Raw genomic sequence first — 17,310 nt, 5'->3', positions numbered from 1 at the left:
TTATTTCTCTTCGTGAATAAGTGACCGGGAGATGCATACTGATCTAGCGATTTTTTGAGTGAATGTTGGACAAGAAAGCAAAAGGAGACCATTATTCTATGTGTGGTATCACAGGATGGGTTGATTGGGTTGATGACCTCTCCAATCAACGTTCAGCGCTTGAACACATGTCTGCTACACTGGGTCATCGAGGACCAGATCTGGCGGGAAGTTGGCTTTCTTCGCATGCGGCTCTTGCTCATCGCCGTTTAATTGTCATTGATCCAGATTGTGGGCCTCAGCCATTCGTGTACAACGAGAAATATGCTCTGACTTATAATGGCGAGATCTATAATTTTCGTGAATTGCGCCAGGAATTAGAAAACCTGGGTCATCGTTTTCGTACTCATTCAGACACAGAAGTGTTGCTTCATTGTTATCTTGAATGGGGTGAGAACTGTGTCCAGCGTTTGAATGGAATTTTCGCTTTTGGCCTGTGGGACGAAGAGAAGCAGCGCCTCCTACTGGTTCGCGATCATCTTGGGGTCAAACCATTATTTTATACGCAGCGAGGCAGCGCAATCCTTTTTGCCTCAGAGCTAAAGGCCCTCCTGGCTCATCCGCTGGTGCAGCCTGAAGTTGATAGAGAGAATCTTGCAAGTATCCTTCTTCCCATTGGCCATCAACCAGGTTCAAGTGGCTACCGCAATATCCATGAGCTTCGACCCGGGCATATGGTGCTTTGTGAGAGAGAGCGTACGCAGACGATTACATACTGGTCGTTACAGAGCGCTCCTCATACAGATGATCTGAAGGCGACTGAAGAACATCTCCGTTTCCTGCTGGATGATATTGTCAGACGGCAGCTTATCGCAGATGTGCCTGTAGTAACAATGCTCTCAGGAGGGCTGGATTCGAGCGGGTTAACGGCATTGGCTGGTAGAGAATTTCAGCGTGCGGGCAAGACCCTGAGTAGCTATTCTATTGATTTTGTTGATAGCGCAACCCATTTTGAGAATCAGACTTTGCGTCCATCTCTGGATGCTCCCTGGGTGCAGAGAGTAGCAGAGCATGTAGGGACAGATCATCATACCTGTATGATTGATACGCCGGAACTGGTTGAGAATCTCCTCATCCCAATGCGTGCACATGATCTACCCGCGCTTGGTCAGATGGAGACCTCGCTCTATATTATGTGCAAGGCGATGAAACAGAATGCAACAGTTGCCCTCTCGGGAGAATCTGCCGACGAAGTTTTTGGGGGCTATCCTTGGTTTCATAATGAACGAGCTATCTCAACCCCAACCTTCCCATGGTTTGTGAGTATGGGGGTAGAGAGAGATTCAGATGTGCCCAGTCAGCAGAGAAGCTTATCTGGATGGCTTAATGAAGATTTCAGTCGAAAGCTTCAGCTTGACCAGTTTGCCGCCAGACAGTATGAGGCAACACTGGCTGAGGTGCCGTATCTAGAAGGTGAAGATAGGCGAGCTGCCAGAATGCGTGAGATTTTCTACTTGAATTTGACGTGGTTCTTGCCGATGCTGTTAGATCGCAAAGATCGTATGAGTATGGCCGTTGGCTTTGAGGTCCGCGTCCCGTTCTGCGATTATCGTCTGGTTGAATATGCCTGGAATATCCCCTGGGATATGAAGAATACTGGCCAGATAGAGAAAGGAATTTTGCGCAATGCTTTTTCGGATGTCCTGCCGGATGATGTCCGCAACCGGAAGAAGAGCGCATATCCTGCAACACAGAATCCTTCGTATTTAAAAGCTATGCAGGAGTGGACCCTTAGTATTCTAAGTGCTACCAATGAGCCAGTGCATGCACTGATCAATCCGAGGGTCGTAGAAGCTATTGTCAGGGGAAACGTGCAACTTCCTTCAACGGAGATGGTTGTCTCCTTGTGCGAGTCTGTCATTCAACTTAATGCCTGGTTGAAGGAATACCACGTAAAGCTTGTCCTCTAGTTTTTTTGATCGTCAGTGAAGAACATTGTCTTTGTATTCCGTACTTCTTAGCGTCTACAGAGGTGCGCCATGCAAGATCACTCTCTTTCAGAGTATTGTCGTTCCGTTGCATCACATAGATATTTTTTTGAGCCCTGTACCGAGGAAGAGGCAGAACTCTTTGTGGGCGACCCGGCGACTCTCGCTCTATTAGAGCAACGCTGGCAGCAGACAACAACTCTGTTGACGCTTATAGGCCCGGCAGGTTGTGGCAAAACGTCGCTCGTTCAAGCTTATCTCATTCCGCTTGTGAAGCAGAATGCACATGTACAGGGTCGATCGCCTGGTCTGCTCAAACTATCTGTAACAACAGATCCGCTGGCACAGTTGGAACAATGTGGGCTACAAGGCGCCTCCATGGACCTGCTGACAAGCATAAAGCTATGGAATGAGCGCTATGATTATGATCAGACGGTGCTCATTCTTGACCACTATGAGGAGTTTTTACGCTCTGCCTCTTCCGAAGTACAGACGCAATTTGTTGAACAGATAGTAAGAGTATTGCAACGGCGTGCAGCAGTGATTGTGCTTGTGTTACGCGATAGCTCTTATGCTTTGTTAGCCAGGCAACAGGGTCTTATGCGCTATGTTGAGCAGAATCTGGTCAATGTTGTCGCACCTCATCGGCGTTCAGACCTGCTTGCCCTGGCTCACAAGCAGGCTCGTAAACATAACTATGCTCTTTCGAGAGAATTAGCTGAAACAATACTGGATCAGGTGATGTGCGAGCAGAGTCAATTAAGCTTGTTCTCACGCTATCAGTTGCGATTGGCTGGGATATGGGCCCAACATAAGCAACCGAGCGTTCTTGCACGAGAACCTGTACGCGCTATCAGCACCGTAGAGGAGCATTTTGAACAGCTCTTCCACTCTCTCAGTCTTGATGAACAATCATATGTCCAGCGTATTGTTCTCCAACTGGTAGACGTGAATGAAAAGAGATTCGGTATAACATTGCCTTTGAGGCACTTATCCATTCTAAATAGAGGACCTGATCATCAGCAAGTACTCTCTTTGTGTATTGAGCAAGGGCTCTTTCTCGTACGAATTGACCCGGACTCTCAGCAAGAAATGATTGCTTTAGCCAGCGATGTACTGCTTTATGAGTGGAGTCGGTTACGGACCTGGATAGAGGAAGAGCAGCAATTTCAGCTCTGGTATGCGTCTTTTCAACGACAGGTGCAGTTATCAGAACCCTTTCTGACCGGGGGGACTTTATTGATGGCTGAGGCCTGGAGACAAAGAACACCTGAGCGTCTGACATCTCAAGAGCATAGATTTATTGATTCTTGCTTATTCGCCCAACAACAGAAACAGGTAACTGAACAACATGCTCAGTTGAGCAAAGCTCGTATGCTTGTTGCCACCGCTCAAGAGCTTTATCAGCAGCCGATGGCCCATTTTCAGGGGTTACAATTAGCGATTGAAGCTCATGAGCTCTCCCCATCTGCTGAGGCTGATCAGGCGTTGCGGCATGGTATTGTGTTGTTGCCTCAACTACTCCATACCTATGGAGATGGACGAAAGATGCGCTTTCTGGCGCTCAGTGCACAGGGACGTTTTGTGGCGTTTGTGCGAGATCAGGTTCAACTGCTTGTATTAGAATTAGCAACGGCTCAGATCTACGCGGAATTTTATACCAACGGTACGCCTATTGTGCAGGCACATTTCAATGACGATGAAACATTGCTGGGCACAGTCAGTGAAGATGGAATGATTCATCTGTGGGATCTTCTTCACCAGCAGCACATCATGGCTGTCCAGAAAGCAGGTGTCAAATCGCTTCTTTTTAGTCCTCAGAATCGCTATCTGATGACTGTGCATAGTAACACGAAGCGAGGCTGGACTGAACTCTATGACCTGGTCAAAGGGGAGCATCTTCCCAGACGTAATCATGCTACTTTTATTCAAGCCGTAGCGTTTCGTTCAGATGGTGGCTCATTTGCTGTAGGTGGAGATGATGGTCAGGTATATCTCTGGCCGGTACAAAGTACGACCTCTCTGCCGCTTATCTCTCATAGTGCTTCGATCCATACGATTCTGTTCAGTCCAGGGGGACAGTATATTGTGACTGCCAGTCAGGCTGGTGGTGTTGCCGTCTGTCAGATACCGATCCAATCATCTGATCTGGAGCATCAAAGTGCGTTTATAGAGGAATTTCCAATCTGGGAAGAGCGAAGATTGCTTTTTTCCATCCAACATCCAACCGTCCGTATTGTCCAGTTTAGCCCACATGGTACTTATCTTGTAACTGCTGGCTCCGATGGATCAGCCTCGATCTGGCAACTGCCTGATGGCACCGCATTGCACACTTTTTCATTTCCCTTACCGATTACTCAGCTCAACGTTAGTGCAAATGAGCAGTATGTAGCTATCGGTCTGGAGGATGGTACAGTGTATGTATGGGATCTAATCGTTCAGCAGGAGATCAAGCGCGTTTTTCATCCCGCTCCGTTGATCGCACAGCTTTTCAGCCCTCATCAGAATCAGCTCATTACCGTTTGTAGTGATCAGAAAGTGCGCATCTGGGATCTATTTAGCGCTCCATTGGTGAAACCTGTTTTGCATTCTTCTTCGATGACCATCAACGCTATTGTGCGCAACCCTCAAAAAGATGGAGCCTCGACATTAGCAGTGGGATGCCGAGAAGGGACGATCTATGTTTTAACACAAGAGTATCTACCTCATTTGCCGCCATTGCAGTTGCCACCAGACGAGGCCGTGGATCGTCTCCTCTTCAGTCCTGATGGGCAGCATCTCGTAGCTACAGATAAGCAAGGTGGCGTCTATGTATGGTCAGTAGCAACCGAGCAATTGATCGTCCATTATCGTCATCAAGAGTATGTAACAGCATTGGCCTTTAGCCCAACCGGGCGCTATCTTCTCACAGCGGGAAAAGAGCGTACAGTTTTGATGTATCATCTGAAAGATGATCGTCTGCAAGATTTTTTATCGAATCGGCAAGTAAGCCACCTGGCTTTTAGCCCAGACGAACGCTATCTTGTCCTGGCAACACCTGATGGGTGTATAACCCTCTGGATGCAAAATGAGCATGAAGGCTATCGCGAACTTGCAATTCAGCAAGCGAGCGTATTAAATGCATTGGCCTGGGGAGATACTTATTTTGTCACAGCGCACAACAACGAGGCTTACGCTCGACTCTGGCGCTGGGGGCCCACGATTGAGCTCTATGACATTGACCTACCGCATGAGGGACCTGTGTATGCCCTGGCGCTCAGTCCGGACGAGAGTTTGATTGCCACAGCCAGCAGTGATGCGCTGTTATGGGATGCTCAGACAGGTTTTCGTCGTGCTCTCCTCCCGCATCACAGTACAGTTGAAGCCCTGGCCTTTAGCTCGGATGGTAACTATCTCGTAACGGCATCAGTAGATGAGTATGTACGTGTCTGGGATATAGCAACCGAGCAAAAGATTGTGCAGTTACATTATCCCGGGCTCATGCCAACCATTATGTTTAGCCCTGATGATCGCTATATTGTCACGGCGCAGAGAGATGGCAGCATTGATCTCTGGCTCTGGCAACCCAAAGACATGCTTGAGGTTGCACGCTCTTTTTAGTTGCCCATTCTTTTCTCATCCATAGAGAAAAGAATGGACAACTAAAAAGAGCATACAGTAAGCTCTCTGCCATCATTCGTTCTGGCTCAAGGTTATTGCCAGCCACCCGCACTGCTCTGTTGCCAGTGCCCAACGTTGCGTACTACAGATCAAGAGCAAGTCGGAAACCTTCATCATCGAAGTAGCCTGCAAAGTTGGTTGGTGACTCAAAATTGCGGCAAGCGGAGCGTGAGACCTCGAGTGGTAAGCGCCAGGCACCGCCGCGAGAGACCCGATGACTATGCTCTTGTGGAGTAGGATCTTCGCGCCCATCGGTAGCCACGTAGGGATAAGGTTTATAGATGCTACTCGTCCATTCCCATATGTTGCCTGCCATATCGAAAACATTGTAGGGGCTTTTATTTTTTGCGCCATAGTACCCAATAGGGATCGTGGTGCCAATCTGACTTTCTCTTGTATTGCAGCGATTTTTATCGAACTGGTTGCCCCATGGGTAGATAAGAGAGCGGGCATTTTTGACATCCCAACGTGCAGCCTTCTCCCACTCAGGTTCTGTTGGTAAACGCCATTTTCGTCCACTGAGTGCGCTCAACCACTTTGTGTAAGCAACCGCGTCGACCCATTGTACGCAGACAACCGGGTGCTCAGGATTGCGTATCTGTTGAGCCCAGGAGACAAGGCCACGTGTCTCAGGTGCCTTGCCGCCATTGTGGACAAACAATTCATATTCTACTACGGTGACTGGATAAGCCGCGATATAATAATCGGGAAGGAGAAGAGGATGTCTGGGATGCTCATCGTCCATCATCTGTGGATCGATCTCAATGCGGTTCCCCATCACAAATTTGCCACCAGGTATATGGCAGGTGGGTGGAATGACATACTCAACCCCATTGGTTGAGAAGGCTTTGAACCCAAGCTGTGTCATTCTAGGTGGAAGAAACATATACGAGATCATCCCTTTCTGCAAAATAGATGACGATGGCTCTTTTCTCTAAGAATGCCTAAAAATCCGTATCTATATAGTTAACTATACTCCATCTCATTGCTTAATGCAATATTAAGTGAGACAGAGAGAGAAATGCGGAAGCGGCGCAAAAAACGAGAATAGTAACCCACCAATTCTCACGTAGATACCTGCCCCAGGAGATAGGAATATCATGTTTAGCCAGGATGCTAAGCCAGAGGAGCGTTGCAAGGGAGCCGAATGGAGTAAGTTTCGGTCCAATATTAACCCCAATAATCAAGGCATACACGGAGAAGGGATTGGTAGTGTGGGCTGTTTGTAAGACCAGCACACCAATCAGGGTTGCTGGTAGATTATTAACCACAGCCGACAAGACAGCTAACATACCGCCAGCTACAAGTGCTTGCAGAGACGATGCAGTTGAGGTGACAAACTGCTGTAATGGTTCAGTAAGAAATGAGAGCGCATGCGCTTGAAATGCTGCTGTAATAACGACAAACATACTCAGAGCATAAATCAGAATATTCCATGGCGCAGCCAGAAGAACCTTATTGATGGAACGGAGTCCACGAATATGCACCAGAAGGAGCATCACGAGAGCGGCGCTTCCTGCAACCAGGGAGATTGGAATCGTTATAAAGCTACTGATAATATAGCCCAGAACCAATCCAGCCAGGACAAGCCAGCCGATCCGGAAGAGTTGGCGATCACGGATAGCAGTTGCAGGTGACGCGAGGAGCGTTGTCGTGTACATGGTGTTAATCTGCGTATGAAAGCGGAGACCGAAGGCGATGCTCCCCATCAGAAACGCGCCTAAGGTTGGAAGTGCCATCCAGAGTGCAAAATGAATAAATTGCAAGTGCATGGCATCAGCAATGATGATATTTGTCAGATTGCTAGGAATAAAGAGTGTGCTCATCGAATCGGCGAAGAAGCCAGTTGCAAAAAGGAATGGAAGCCAGAGCTCTTTACGTTTTGGATACACGGTAGAGAGAAGATGGGCAAAGATAGGGGTAAGCATAAGAATCGCACCATCGTTGGCTAGAAGTGCAGTTACAATAGTTGTTAAAAAAAGCATGAGAAGATAGAGTCGCCAACCCGATCCCCGAGCCGAACGAGCGAGAAGAAGTGCTGCCCAACTGAAAAAACCATTGCTATCTAACGTTTCAGAGAGAATAAAGAGTGCAATTAATGTGGCTGAGGCATCCCATGTGGTATGGAAAATCGTTTGCAGGCTGGGGAAAGAGATCAGGCCGAAGAGTATTGCCAGGCAAGCGCCAATACCAGCTGGCCAGGCTACATGGATGTTTCGTGGCCGAATAAGAATACATGCAAGTACAACAACAAGCAGTGCACCAGCCAGTGCTGTATGCACCAGAGAGGAACTCATACCCTTACTCCTTAATAACCACCACAGGTATTAATTATATGATCTTGCTCATGATCATGGCTCTATTGAGACATAGATGTAATTAATCAGATCATTCATCTCTTCTTTATCTGCATCGCGGAGATCGAATTGAACCGTACTTCCCATCGGTAATGGCATTGCCAGCATTTCCTGCTGATATTCTGGGAGAATAACAGAGATAATGGTAGCCCCTTGATTGAGAAAGGCCTGTAAAAGTTCCTGTGTAGCAGGCTGCTGAGATGGATTCTGACCATCTTTACCGATACAGAGAGTGACATTTTTGATCTGATGAATATACTCCTGGATGGTATGATTATTATCCGGATCGGCTTCCCATTGATCGATCCAGGGAATAATCCCATGCTCGATAAAGTGATCAGCGATCTGTTTAGCTGTCTGACTATCAGCCTCATTGTAGCATAGAAAGACATCGTACACATTTTTTTGATCGTTCTTACTTCGCCTGGCCTGTAACATAGCCAGATCGCGCCGACTATCCGCGGTCGATTCCATTTCAATAATGGTTGGTAGTGGAGCCGTATCGAGCCGCTGTTTCCCTGTATCGATATTGACAAGGGTATCACAGATTGGACAATTGAGTGTTTTAAAGCCACGTTCCTGGCGGAGTTGAATGACTCTGGCCGAGATCTCTTCTTTACAATTGGGGCAGATAATAATATATTGGCGTTCAATAGAACCTGGAATGGCATGTTTGAGCAGGTGTAAGGTGACAAAATGGACAAAAAGTTTTTGGGTCTCTTCTCCCATACTGGTTGCAAAGAGAATCAGTTCAGCCTCTCCCTCTTCGCGATTCTGTAAAAATAAGCCGCAGGTCCCACCAGTTGCCGCTTTATAGGTGATAGCATCCTGCCATAAATCTTTTTTTGTAAAAAGTTCACTTCGTGCCAGACGGACGGCAAGGGTTGTATAAATATTGCGAGTTGGCCCTTCAAACGTAAAGCTAACAATCTTCCCTTTGGGATTGGGCATCTCTTTATTGGCAATAGTCGATTGAGAAGGGAAGATCAACATGGTATCCGTATTGGTCTGCTCACGGAGCACAAGCTCATGATAAAGCAGATCATCGATCATTGCCAGCAGAAGGAACTGCTCTTGTTTTTTATCTTTAATCCGTTCATCCGTAGGAATTTTAAATCTACCCTGTTTGGCATCATCCTCTGAGATCGAGCCCAGGCCGTCTGGTTCATCGCGAACAGCATTCATCAGAGCTGATCCGTAGGCATCAATGTACTCAGGCTGTAGCAGGACAAACTCTTCAAAATTAAGCCGTTTGATAAAACCACTGGCTTCGACATGTTTGATACAGGTAATAAATTGAGCCAGGGAAGGGGCATCGATTTTATCTTTTGCGAATATACGGTAGAGGATTCTCTCCTGAACCAACAACTGTCCACTTTTTTTCTCTTCCAAAAGGAACCCTTTAATCTGTTGAAAAAGCTCTGTTGAATTGACTGGAGGGATATCTTGCCATTGAATGGCATCAATAATAGCCTGGCGTAACTCAGGAATATTCTCGCCACTTTTGGCGCTGGTTTTAAAATGTGCGTCGATGCCACATTCTTGAATGAGGGCTTTAATGCGTTCATCGCTTACACCAATCCCACCGCGATCGATGCGCGCCTCAATGAGGAAGATTTTGAGTGGTAGAGCCCCTTCACGCTGTTTTTGTTGAGCCTGACGCAAGGCGCGGGTCCAATGCCGTACTCCTGCGAATGGATTGGTCTCACTGGCCCCATCAAAGACAATTAAAGCGACGGTAACTTCGTTCAGGTGAAGCTGATGAATGATGCGGTAGCCAGGCTGCCCTGCAAGATCCCAGAGGATAATTTCGTGGAGCTCTTTTTTGTCATGATGGATGACGACCTCTTCTTTTTTGAGCGTCCAGATATGGCGACCGTGAGTGGAAACAGTGGGGACAAATGGATTACTCGACAGCACCAATCCGAGACCCGTTTTGCCAACACCCGTATCGCCAACCAGAACAACCTTTGCATTGACATATTGGATGGAGGGGAGAATCCGTTCGATCAGCTTATGGCTATCTACGTGCCAGATAGCAATCTCATCCAATTCTTCGCCCAGTGTTAAGAGCTTTGGCTCATTGGGCTGAAAGGCCATGGGTGGATTGCGAGCTGATGGATTAATAGGGAGTGTGGCTACGCGCTCCCAGGTATCTGTGCGCCAGAAAATGATCTCGGCCCCGCTTCCAGGCGAAAGCGAGGCGAGAAGAAGTCCATCGTGAGAGAACGAGACACGCGTTATACTATTGGAGTGCCCTTCTAAGATGCGCTCTTCACGTCCTGTAGAAGGGTTCCAGATGCGAATAGTCTCATCCTTACCACCTGAGGCAATATAGCTACTGCCTTGAGCGTTCTGAGGAGACCAGGCAAGGCAATAGACCCCATTCGTATGTGACTCTTTTGACCAGATTGGCTGTCCTGTCTCGGCATTCCAGATACGGATCAATCCACCATTGCCACCTGTGGCTATGCGTTTTCCATCTGGCGACCAGACGACACAGCGCAGTCCTTTAGGATGCCCTGGCAAGACCTTCAGCGGTCGACCAGAAAGCGTATCCCAGATACGAAGCGTTTTGTCATCAGAGCCCGATGCCAGTCTGCTCCCATCAGGCGACCAGGCAATAGCATTGATCACATCCTGGTGGCCTTCCAATGTATTTAACGGCTCCGGCCTGTTCACATCCCAGATACGAACTGTTTTGTCATTTGCTCCTGAGACAAGGAGATTATTTGGCGACCAGGCAATTGTGCTGACCAGTTTCGTATGTGCATTCAGGCGGGTTAAATTTTGCTGTTTGTAGAGATCCCAGAGACGAATCATCGTATCGCGCGAGCCCGAGGCAATAAACGCGCCATTGGGTGATAGAGCGATAGGGTTCTGGAGATTTTTGGGGAGAATTGTCTGATCGTCTAGTGTAAGGCCTATAGGCTTATTGCGGGCACGTTCTTCGGCCCCCTCTTTCCATTGCTTTTTGAGTACTTCCCAATCCTCAAAAGGAGGCTCTTCGAGCGAAGATGGAGCTGGCTGTTTATTTCTCGCAAAGAGATTGCGAAATATTCCTGAATAGAGGCCAGGCAATAGCAACAGACCAACAATGAGTGAGACAAGGAAGGAGACGAGCTTTGATAAAGGAATCCCTAGTGCAAAGGGAGGGATGGAACCTAGAAGCATGGCGCTATACAGATGCATACTCTTGCGACTCCTCTCAACATTCCAGGCTTACTCATGAAATGAATGGCTTGATTTCCTCACCAGAGACGATGAATGAATATCTTACCGTAGCTGCGAACATCGATTACAGATAACCAAATTTTCTGTAACGTTGTTACTATGCTCATAATACATTATTTTATGCGAAAATCCAAGTATATAAACGCATAGTACCACATCTCTCATTTCTACACAATACACCGTTGAAACAATTAACGGCCAAAGTAACGTTGCGTAAAGGTGGCAATCAAACTGGCCTCAATCAGCAGTCCTACAATGCCCTCGAGCGTTCCCAGCACATCAGGGAGGCTGCCTGTAATCTCTTGAACGAGAAAAAGACCATGGCTATGAAAATTATTCAAGCTAATAAGGAGCTCAATAGCAAAGTTTTTTGGTTGATGAGTAAAAAAATCAAAGAAGAAGTACGCTAACGCAAAGGCAAAGATACTGATAACATAGAAGATAAGGCTTCGGATTGGCTTATAGCCGTAGCCAGCGAGGAGGTTAAGAAACCATGAAAAAAGGTACTGATGGAACGTGCGTTTACGCAGTTTTAGGATAGCGCGACGGATAACCTGTGCACGATAAGCAAAGAAATCGGCCTCCTCACCTAATCCTTGCTCGCGCAGGACCAGAGCAAGTTGCCGGTTTGCTCGTAGCGCTATTTTATAGGCATTCTGTGTCCCTTCTTGTCGTGCTCGCTGTTCATCGCCAAGCATTTTAAGTCCCTGCCAATCAATCACAGCAATATTCGCATTACGCCAACGAATATCTACTAATGAGATTTCGCTGGTGCCACCACCGCCCAGGTGAGCCCCATCAAGTTTTGTGCGATCATCAAGAAGCGTCTCGCGTAGATCTGCCCCTTGCAGATTGGCTTTACTCAGATTCGCCCCCTCTAAGCGCGCCTCCCGGAGATCAGCCTTATTGAGCTGTGCACGAGCGAGATGCGTATTTTCGAGGGTTGCATATGTGAGCTTTGTGGCAGTAAGATCGGCATCCTGGAGATCAGCATTGGTCAGGTCTGCCCCCTGGAGATCAGCAGATGCTAAATGCGCTTTAATCAGCTTTGCATTTCGTAAATTAATGCCTCTGTATTTGCCATGCTGAAGTGATGCCTGTCGAAGGTCTGGTTCAATAGTAGGATGATCTTGTCGCCATTTGTTCCAGATATCAACGCCCCGTTTAAGGATATCTACATGTTGTTGATTTGGCATCTGTATCTCACCTTCCTTAGAAAGAATACGGCCTTATTAGGTATAGACGGATAAGGATGTGTTTTTTTCAATTGGTAGTGTTTTTTTAGGCGTTCTTGCGTTTTGTTATAGTCTATGGAAAAAAACCTGCTTCTATCAAATACACCAGCACAAATAATCTCTATGAGATGTGGCTTGACTCTTCTATGATTATGACTCAATGGAATGTCCCAGAGTCAGGTGTCGCTACTTATTGATGAACTACGCTCGCTCGATTCCCTGGAGCCACGCTCGATCAAGCTTCATGGAGAGGCCGAGATTCTGCATCTTGAGGAGGGCTTCCGGGGTCCTGGTACATATATTGTGATTACGCCAAAGGTCTCCTGGAGTAGTGGTATTGAAGGACCTGCTTTTCAGGATGGTAAGCCGGTTATCAAGAAAATCATCTGGAAATAACGATCCTGGTTTTAAAGCTGACATTCCACACCTGTTTTTGGCAGCCCAGGCTAGAGGCTGATTGATAATGCAGAGTCTAGCCTGGGCTGCCAAAAGCGGTTGCTACTTCTCTTTTTGTTTCTCTTCCCGTACTCCCTGAAAGCTGGTAAAACTCACTTTTGCTGATCTTGTGATCAATAACTCTATAGTATCACTTGGTCAGGTTTAAGCTTTCTTGCTTAGTGGTGTGGAGTGGGCTTGACCTTGAGCTGGCCGTATGCCATCGATATCAACCAGTAAATGGCGAGGGCCGCGCAAGACGGCACTCTGGCGATACGGTGGAGGATCTTCAACCAGGCGAGGATTAATCAGGCGTTGGGCCAGTGTGTTCAATGCAATCTGTACTTCCAGACGAGCCAGGGGTGCTCCAAAGCAATAATGAATCCCGCTGCCAAAGCCCAGATGTTGATTATCTGGGCGCTCGGGCCAGAAGCGATCTGGATCAGGAAAACGAGCCGGGTCCCGATCAGCCGCTGCCAGCATCATGTAAATGGGTGATCCTTTCGGGATCGTTACTCCATCGATAGTGATATCAGCTGCAACTGTACGCTGAGAATTAAACTGCACTGGCGGCTCAAACCTCAGCAGTTCTTCAACTAATGGAATTGCCAGATCGGGATCATTCCGCAGTTGTTCTAGAATAGATGGATTGCGCAGAAGCGTCAACATTCCATTCGTCTGAAGGTTGACCGTTGTTTCATGACCAGCAATTAAGAGTAAGACTGACGTACTGATCAGGTCACCCAACGGTAACGTTCCATCGGGTCCCTGGTCTGTTGTAAGTTTTGACAGCATATCAGTGCCTGGATGTTGTTGATGTTCAAGGATCAGCTTTGCCATATAGTGACCAAGCTGATTTCTCGCCTCAACCGCGTCCATGACCGGATGATCAGCGGAGGTTTGCGGATGCGGATCAAGTCCCATAACAATCGCATCTGCCCACTCATGAAACCTGGGCTCATCTTCTTGAGGCACTCCTAATAGCTTACAGATAATGGTGACGGGAAATGGGTAGGCATAATCATCAACTATATCGAGACGTGTGCGACCTTGCAACGTATCAAGCAACTTATTGACGATGGTGGCGAGCTCCTGTTTCATGCTATCAATCAGATCAGGAGTATGAGGAGGGCCAAATTGACGTGTCACCATACGCCGCAATCGATCATGTTCAGGAGGGTCAGTGCGGATAAAACCAGCAGGGAACTCGCTTGAGGCAGCAGCCCGAGCAGCTTTATCTTCTGGACCCCGAATGCGTGCATCAGAACTGATGCGAGGATCAGACAGGAGCTGCGTTACCAGACGGTAACTGCTAATGACATAGCTGCCATCGGGCTCGCGTATAATAGGTGTTTTTAATAATTGCGCGTAAAGTGGATAGGGATTATGCCGATTGGCATAGTCATTAATCTGTTGGAAAAGCGTTCCCGCTGCCATCATCTCTCCCCTTTGCTAAACTATGGATGCGATACTGCAACTTTTGGTGCAGCTGGCATATTTTCAAGGTACTTTGCGCGAAGCTCTCCTGGCGCATAGCCTGTGAGCGCTATTGATGGAGTTGCCGAGGGAATAGGCGTGGCTGGGAATTGAGCGGGTTTAATCTGTAGCGGTGTGGTCGTATCATAGGCTGGTGCAACTGGTGGAAAGGCAGCCGCCTGTGCGATCAGCCGTTCATAGTATGGGAGCCATTTCCCCTGATTAAAGCTCACGGCTGCTACAATTCGTCCTTTGTGCCCATAGGCTGCAATAAACTCGCGTCTCTCCACTGATCCCTGTACAATTGCCACTTCATCGGCAAATGGAGGGAGGCCAACAGACTTAATATTGATCTCGAACTGGACTGACCAGAATGAAGGAATGGCCAGATGAGGGCGGCGCTGGGTCGGCAGATTGACCATATTAAAGGCGGCAGTTTCGGCCTGTGTCATAGCGTTGCCCCAATGCTCCAGGACAATAAGCTGATAGTCATAGAGAGGATGAGGGAAACGCGCGACATCACCGGCGACAAAGATATCATCGGTGACGATCCCATTGATATCAAAAGCGCGGCAACCTGCATCGCATGTAATCCCCAACTGACCGGCTGCAAGGTTTGATCCTCGGAGCCATTCGGTATTGCGGATAGAGCCCAGGGCGACAATTGCAATCTCTACATCCAGGATACTTCCGTCTGAGAGGTGAGCACGTCGGAGGCGGTGCTGGTCATCGCCCTCTAGCGCCGTGACTGTGGTATTGCAGCGGAGATCAACCCCGTGCTCGCTTTGCAGTTGTCTGGCGATAGAACCAATCTCCCCACCGAGAGCACTCATCAGAGGGGAAGCACTACGTTCGGTCACCGTTACTTTTAAGCCCTTACTCCGACAGACGGAGGCAATTTCAGAGCCTGTAAAGCCAGCTCCAATAATCAACACATGCTCAGGTGCAGTGTTCAGATGTTGCTGCAATTTTTGCGCATCTTCATTGGTGCGTAAGACATAGACTCCTTTGAGTGTAGACTCCTGTTCATTGGGCCATAGCCGGGCCCGCACTCCAGTTGCAATCAAGAGACGATCGAAATCCACCTTCTGCCCATCGGCGAGAAGGACCTGTCTATTATCTGGATCAAGTCTGGTCGCAGCTTTTCCCAATCGCCACTGGACATCCTCAACTTGTGGTATGCGAGGAATAGTCGTCTTCATCGCTGAGGCCATGCCCATGAGCACCTGTTTGGATAGAGGTGGGCGATCATACGGCTCGGATGGTTCATCTCCAATGATCGTTATCTGCCCATGATATCCTTCTTTGCGCATTGTCTCAGCCGCAGTTACCCCGGCCAGTGAAGCGCCAACGATCACAATGCGCCCCTCCTTGCGAAAGCGATCCAGGAGATCTCTTCTAGTTACCATGCGAACCCTCTTCCGTACGGCTGATCTGGTGTGCCTTCTGCCATTCTACTCGGATAGCTTGAACTGGACAGGCTACAACGGCACGTTGAATCTTTTCATGGAGATCGTCATCAGGAGCGGGATTATAGAGGAGTGCCTCGTTTCCCAAAAGTTGGAAGGCTTCTGGCGCTAAAAAACAACACTGAGCGTAACCCTGACAGCGATTTAAGTTAACAATCATGCGCATAGATCTGAACCTCTTTGGGGGAAAACGAATGAAAAGGCCGATCAACAGTAAACAGTCTAAAAACGTTTCAGATCCTGGCATTGTTACACGTTTATCTCTACTGATATCACGCCCGGCATAGCGGCTTTCTCAGATAGGGCGAGCGTTTTTACGAGCAGGGTGGAGGAGGGCAGACAGCAGTTGATGAGGGCTAAATAGACTCTGCCGCAGAGAGACACACTCTGCGGCAGAAAGGGCATGTAGAATGACATTCAGTAAACGTTCTCCCCTCTTCTAAGAAAAGAAATGGAGAACTGCTCTATCCTTTTCTGCAAATGTTCTGAAATGAGGAAATAATTACGAATGTGAATTAGAGACTTAAGAAACGTGTGACTAAAGTGGCAATCGATAGCGCTAGAGGCACCAGCGGATTAGTCAGACCCTTATAGTCACCTACACGAAGATGAGCAACAACTGCGCCAACAAAATAGAGGACGAGTCCAATAGCGGCAGCAATGCCCAGAGGAGCCCAGAAGATACCGATAATGAGGCCCAGTGCGCCAGCGATCTCCAACGCAGCCAGTACAGGAAGCCAGCTCAGCGGGATTTTGGTAACCTCATGAAGGGACTTAACAATACGAGGATCGCGGCGTAATTTAGCGATACCAGAGAATGCAGCCAATGCAGCTGTTAAGATACCAAGGACAATATAAAAAGTAAACATCGTAAATAAACTCCTGTTCAACTAACGCTCATGAACATATACAATGAGCAATAAATAAGCACGAACTGAGCCAGGCCAACGATTTCTCTAGCCGCCTAACTTTCCTTACGAAAGTAAGGATATCCAAGAAAGCAAAGTTTGTCAAGTGCCTTGCTTTCTTGGATTGGATATGGTATAGTCGCTATATTATGAATAGATCCAACCTCCAACAGACAACTCCAGCGCAAGAGCAATGTACAGCAACTCCACTAGGACATGCGATTCGTCTCCTGGGAGATGAATGGATATTGCTTATTGTTATGCATCTTCTGCCGGGACCAATGCGTTTCAACGCTTTACGGACAGAATTGGGGCATATTAGCTCAAAAACCCTTTCTCAACGCTTAAAGGGCCTGGAAGAGCTGGGGTTTATACGGAGAGACGCGTTCCTGGAGATTCCACCGCGGGTAGAGTACCAATTGACCGAGCAAGGCCAGGAACTAGGGGCTGTGATTGAAGCACTTGAACAGTTTGGAAAAAAGCACCTCTCTGGTCAGAAGCCTACTTCTTGTAGTCCTTGTGCTCTGGATACGGAATAATATATTTCGCATCGTGCAATCGACAAATGG

At 47.8% G+C, this 17,310-nt stretch carries 12 protein-coding genes; 4 read left to right on the top strand and 8 right to left on the bottom strand.

Annotated features, from left to right (window positions below; translation table 11 throughout):
• Positions 1 to 98 precede the first annotated feature (98 nt).
• A complete protein-coding gene (gene asnB, locus EL628_RS28490; protein WP_126583362.1) occupies positions 99 to 1,949 on the top strand; it encodes an asparagine synthase (glutamine-hydrolyzing) in 1,851 nt (616 codons plus the stop codon).
• Positions 1,950 to 2,018: 69 nt separating this feature from the next.
• Entirely contained in the window at positions 2,019 to 5,567 is a 3,549-nt protein-coding gene (locus tag EL628_RS28485) for an nSTAND1 domain-containing NTPase (RefSeq protein ID WP_126583361.1), read from the top strand.
• Between the two features lie 142 nt (positions 5,568 to 5,709).
• Here EL628_RS28485 and EL628_RS28480 read toward each other — a convergent pair whose 3' ends face one another.
• The 4 genes from EL628_RS28480 to EL628_RS28465 all read right to left on the bottom strand — a co-directional run bounded on the left by EL628_RS28480 (position 5,710) and on the right by EL628_RS28465 (position 12,414).
• Complete coding sequence (locus EL628_RS28480; RefSeq protein ID WP_161975854.1) at positions 5,710 to 6,513, bottom strand: formylglycine-generating enzyme family protein; 804 nt, start codon at positions 6,511 to 6,513, stop codon at positions 5,710 to 5,712.
• Between the two features lie 103 nt (positions 6,514 to 6,616).
• A complete protein-coding gene (locus EL628_RS28475) occupies positions 6,617 to 7,924 on the bottom strand; it encodes an ArsB/NhaD family transporter (RefSeq protein ID WP_126583359.1) in 1,308 nt (435 codons plus the stop codon).
• 54 nt (positions 7,925 to 7,978) lie between these two features.
• Positions 7,979 to 11,176 carry a WD40 domain-containing protein gene (locus EL628_RS28470; protein WP_126583358.1) on the bottom strand — a complete coding sequence of 1,066 codons (3,198 nt, stop codon included), beginning with the start codon at positions 11,174 to 11,176 and terminating at the stop codon, positions 7,979 to 7,981.
• Between the two features lie 233 nt (positions 11,177 to 11,409).
• Positions 11,410 to 12,414: a pentapeptide repeat-containing protein gene (locus EL628_RS28465; RefSeq protein WP_126583357.1), complete on the bottom strand. Its 1,005-nt coding sequence runs from the start codon at positions 12,412 to 12,414 to the stop codon at positions 11,410 to 11,412.
• 204 nt (positions 12,415 to 12,618) lie between these two features.
• Between EL628_RS28465 and EL628_RS28460 the strand changes: the two genes are divergently transcribed.
• Positions 12,619 to 12,849 carry a PNPOx family protein gene (locus EL628_RS28460; RefSeq protein WP_245994514.1) on the top strand — a complete coding sequence of 77 codons (231 nt, stop codon included), beginning with the start codon at positions 12,619 to 12,621 and terminating at the stop codon, positions 12,847 to 12,849.
• 204 nt (positions 12,850 to 13,053) lie between these two features.
• Here EL628_RS28460 and EL628_RS28455 read toward each other — a convergent pair whose 3' ends face one another.
• The 4 genes from EL628_RS28455 to EL628_RS28440 form a co-directional block, all read right to left on the bottom strand.
• On the bottom strand, positions 13,054 to 14,325 hold the full coding sequence (locus EL628_RS28455; protein ID WP_126583644.1) for a cytochrome P450: 1,272 nt from the start codon (positions 14,323 to 14,325) through the stop codon (positions 13,054 to 13,056).
• A gap of 20 nt (positions 14,326 to 14,345) precedes the next feature.
• Positions 14,346 to 15,773: an NAD(P)/FAD-dependent oxidoreductase gene (locus tag EL628_RS28450; RefSeq protein WP_126583356.1), complete on the bottom strand. Its 1,428-nt coding sequence runs from the start codon at positions 15,771 to 15,773 to the stop codon at positions 14,346 to 14,348.
• Entirely contained in the window at positions 15,763 to 15,999 is a 237-nt protein-coding gene (locus EL628_RS28445) for a ferredoxin (RefSeq protein WP_126583355.1), read from the bottom strand. Before EL628_RS28445 ends, EL628_RS28450 begins: the two co-directional genes overlap by 11 nt.
• A 349-nt stretch (positions 16,000 to 16,348) precedes the next feature.
• Positions 16,349 to 16,702 (bottom strand): DoxX family protein, encoded by a 354-nt coding sequence (locus EL628_RS28440; RefSeq protein WP_126583354.1) that lies wholly within the window; start codon positions 16,700 to 16,702, stop codon positions 16,349 to 16,351.
• A gap of 188 nt (positions 16,703 to 16,890) precedes the next feature.
• Here EL628_RS28440 and EL628_RS28435 point away from each other — a divergent pair, with 188 nt between their 5' ends.
• Positions 16,891 to 17,280, top strand: a complete 390-nt coding sequence (locus tag EL628_RS28435; protein ID WP_126583353.1) for a winged helix-turn-helix transcriptional regulator — start codon at positions 16,891 to 16,893, stop codon at positions 17,278 to 17,280.
• Positions 17,281 to 17,310 lie beyond the last annotated feature (30 nt).

The sequence above is a fragment of the Tengunoibacter tsumagoiensis genome, from assembly GCF_003967535.1.
Classification (GTDB): Bacteria; Chloroflexota; Ktedonobacteria; order Ktedonobacterales; family Ktedonobacteraceae; genus Tengunoibacter; species Tengunoibacter tsumagoiensis.
This window is presented reverse-complemented; position numbering and strand designations above follow the sequence as displayed.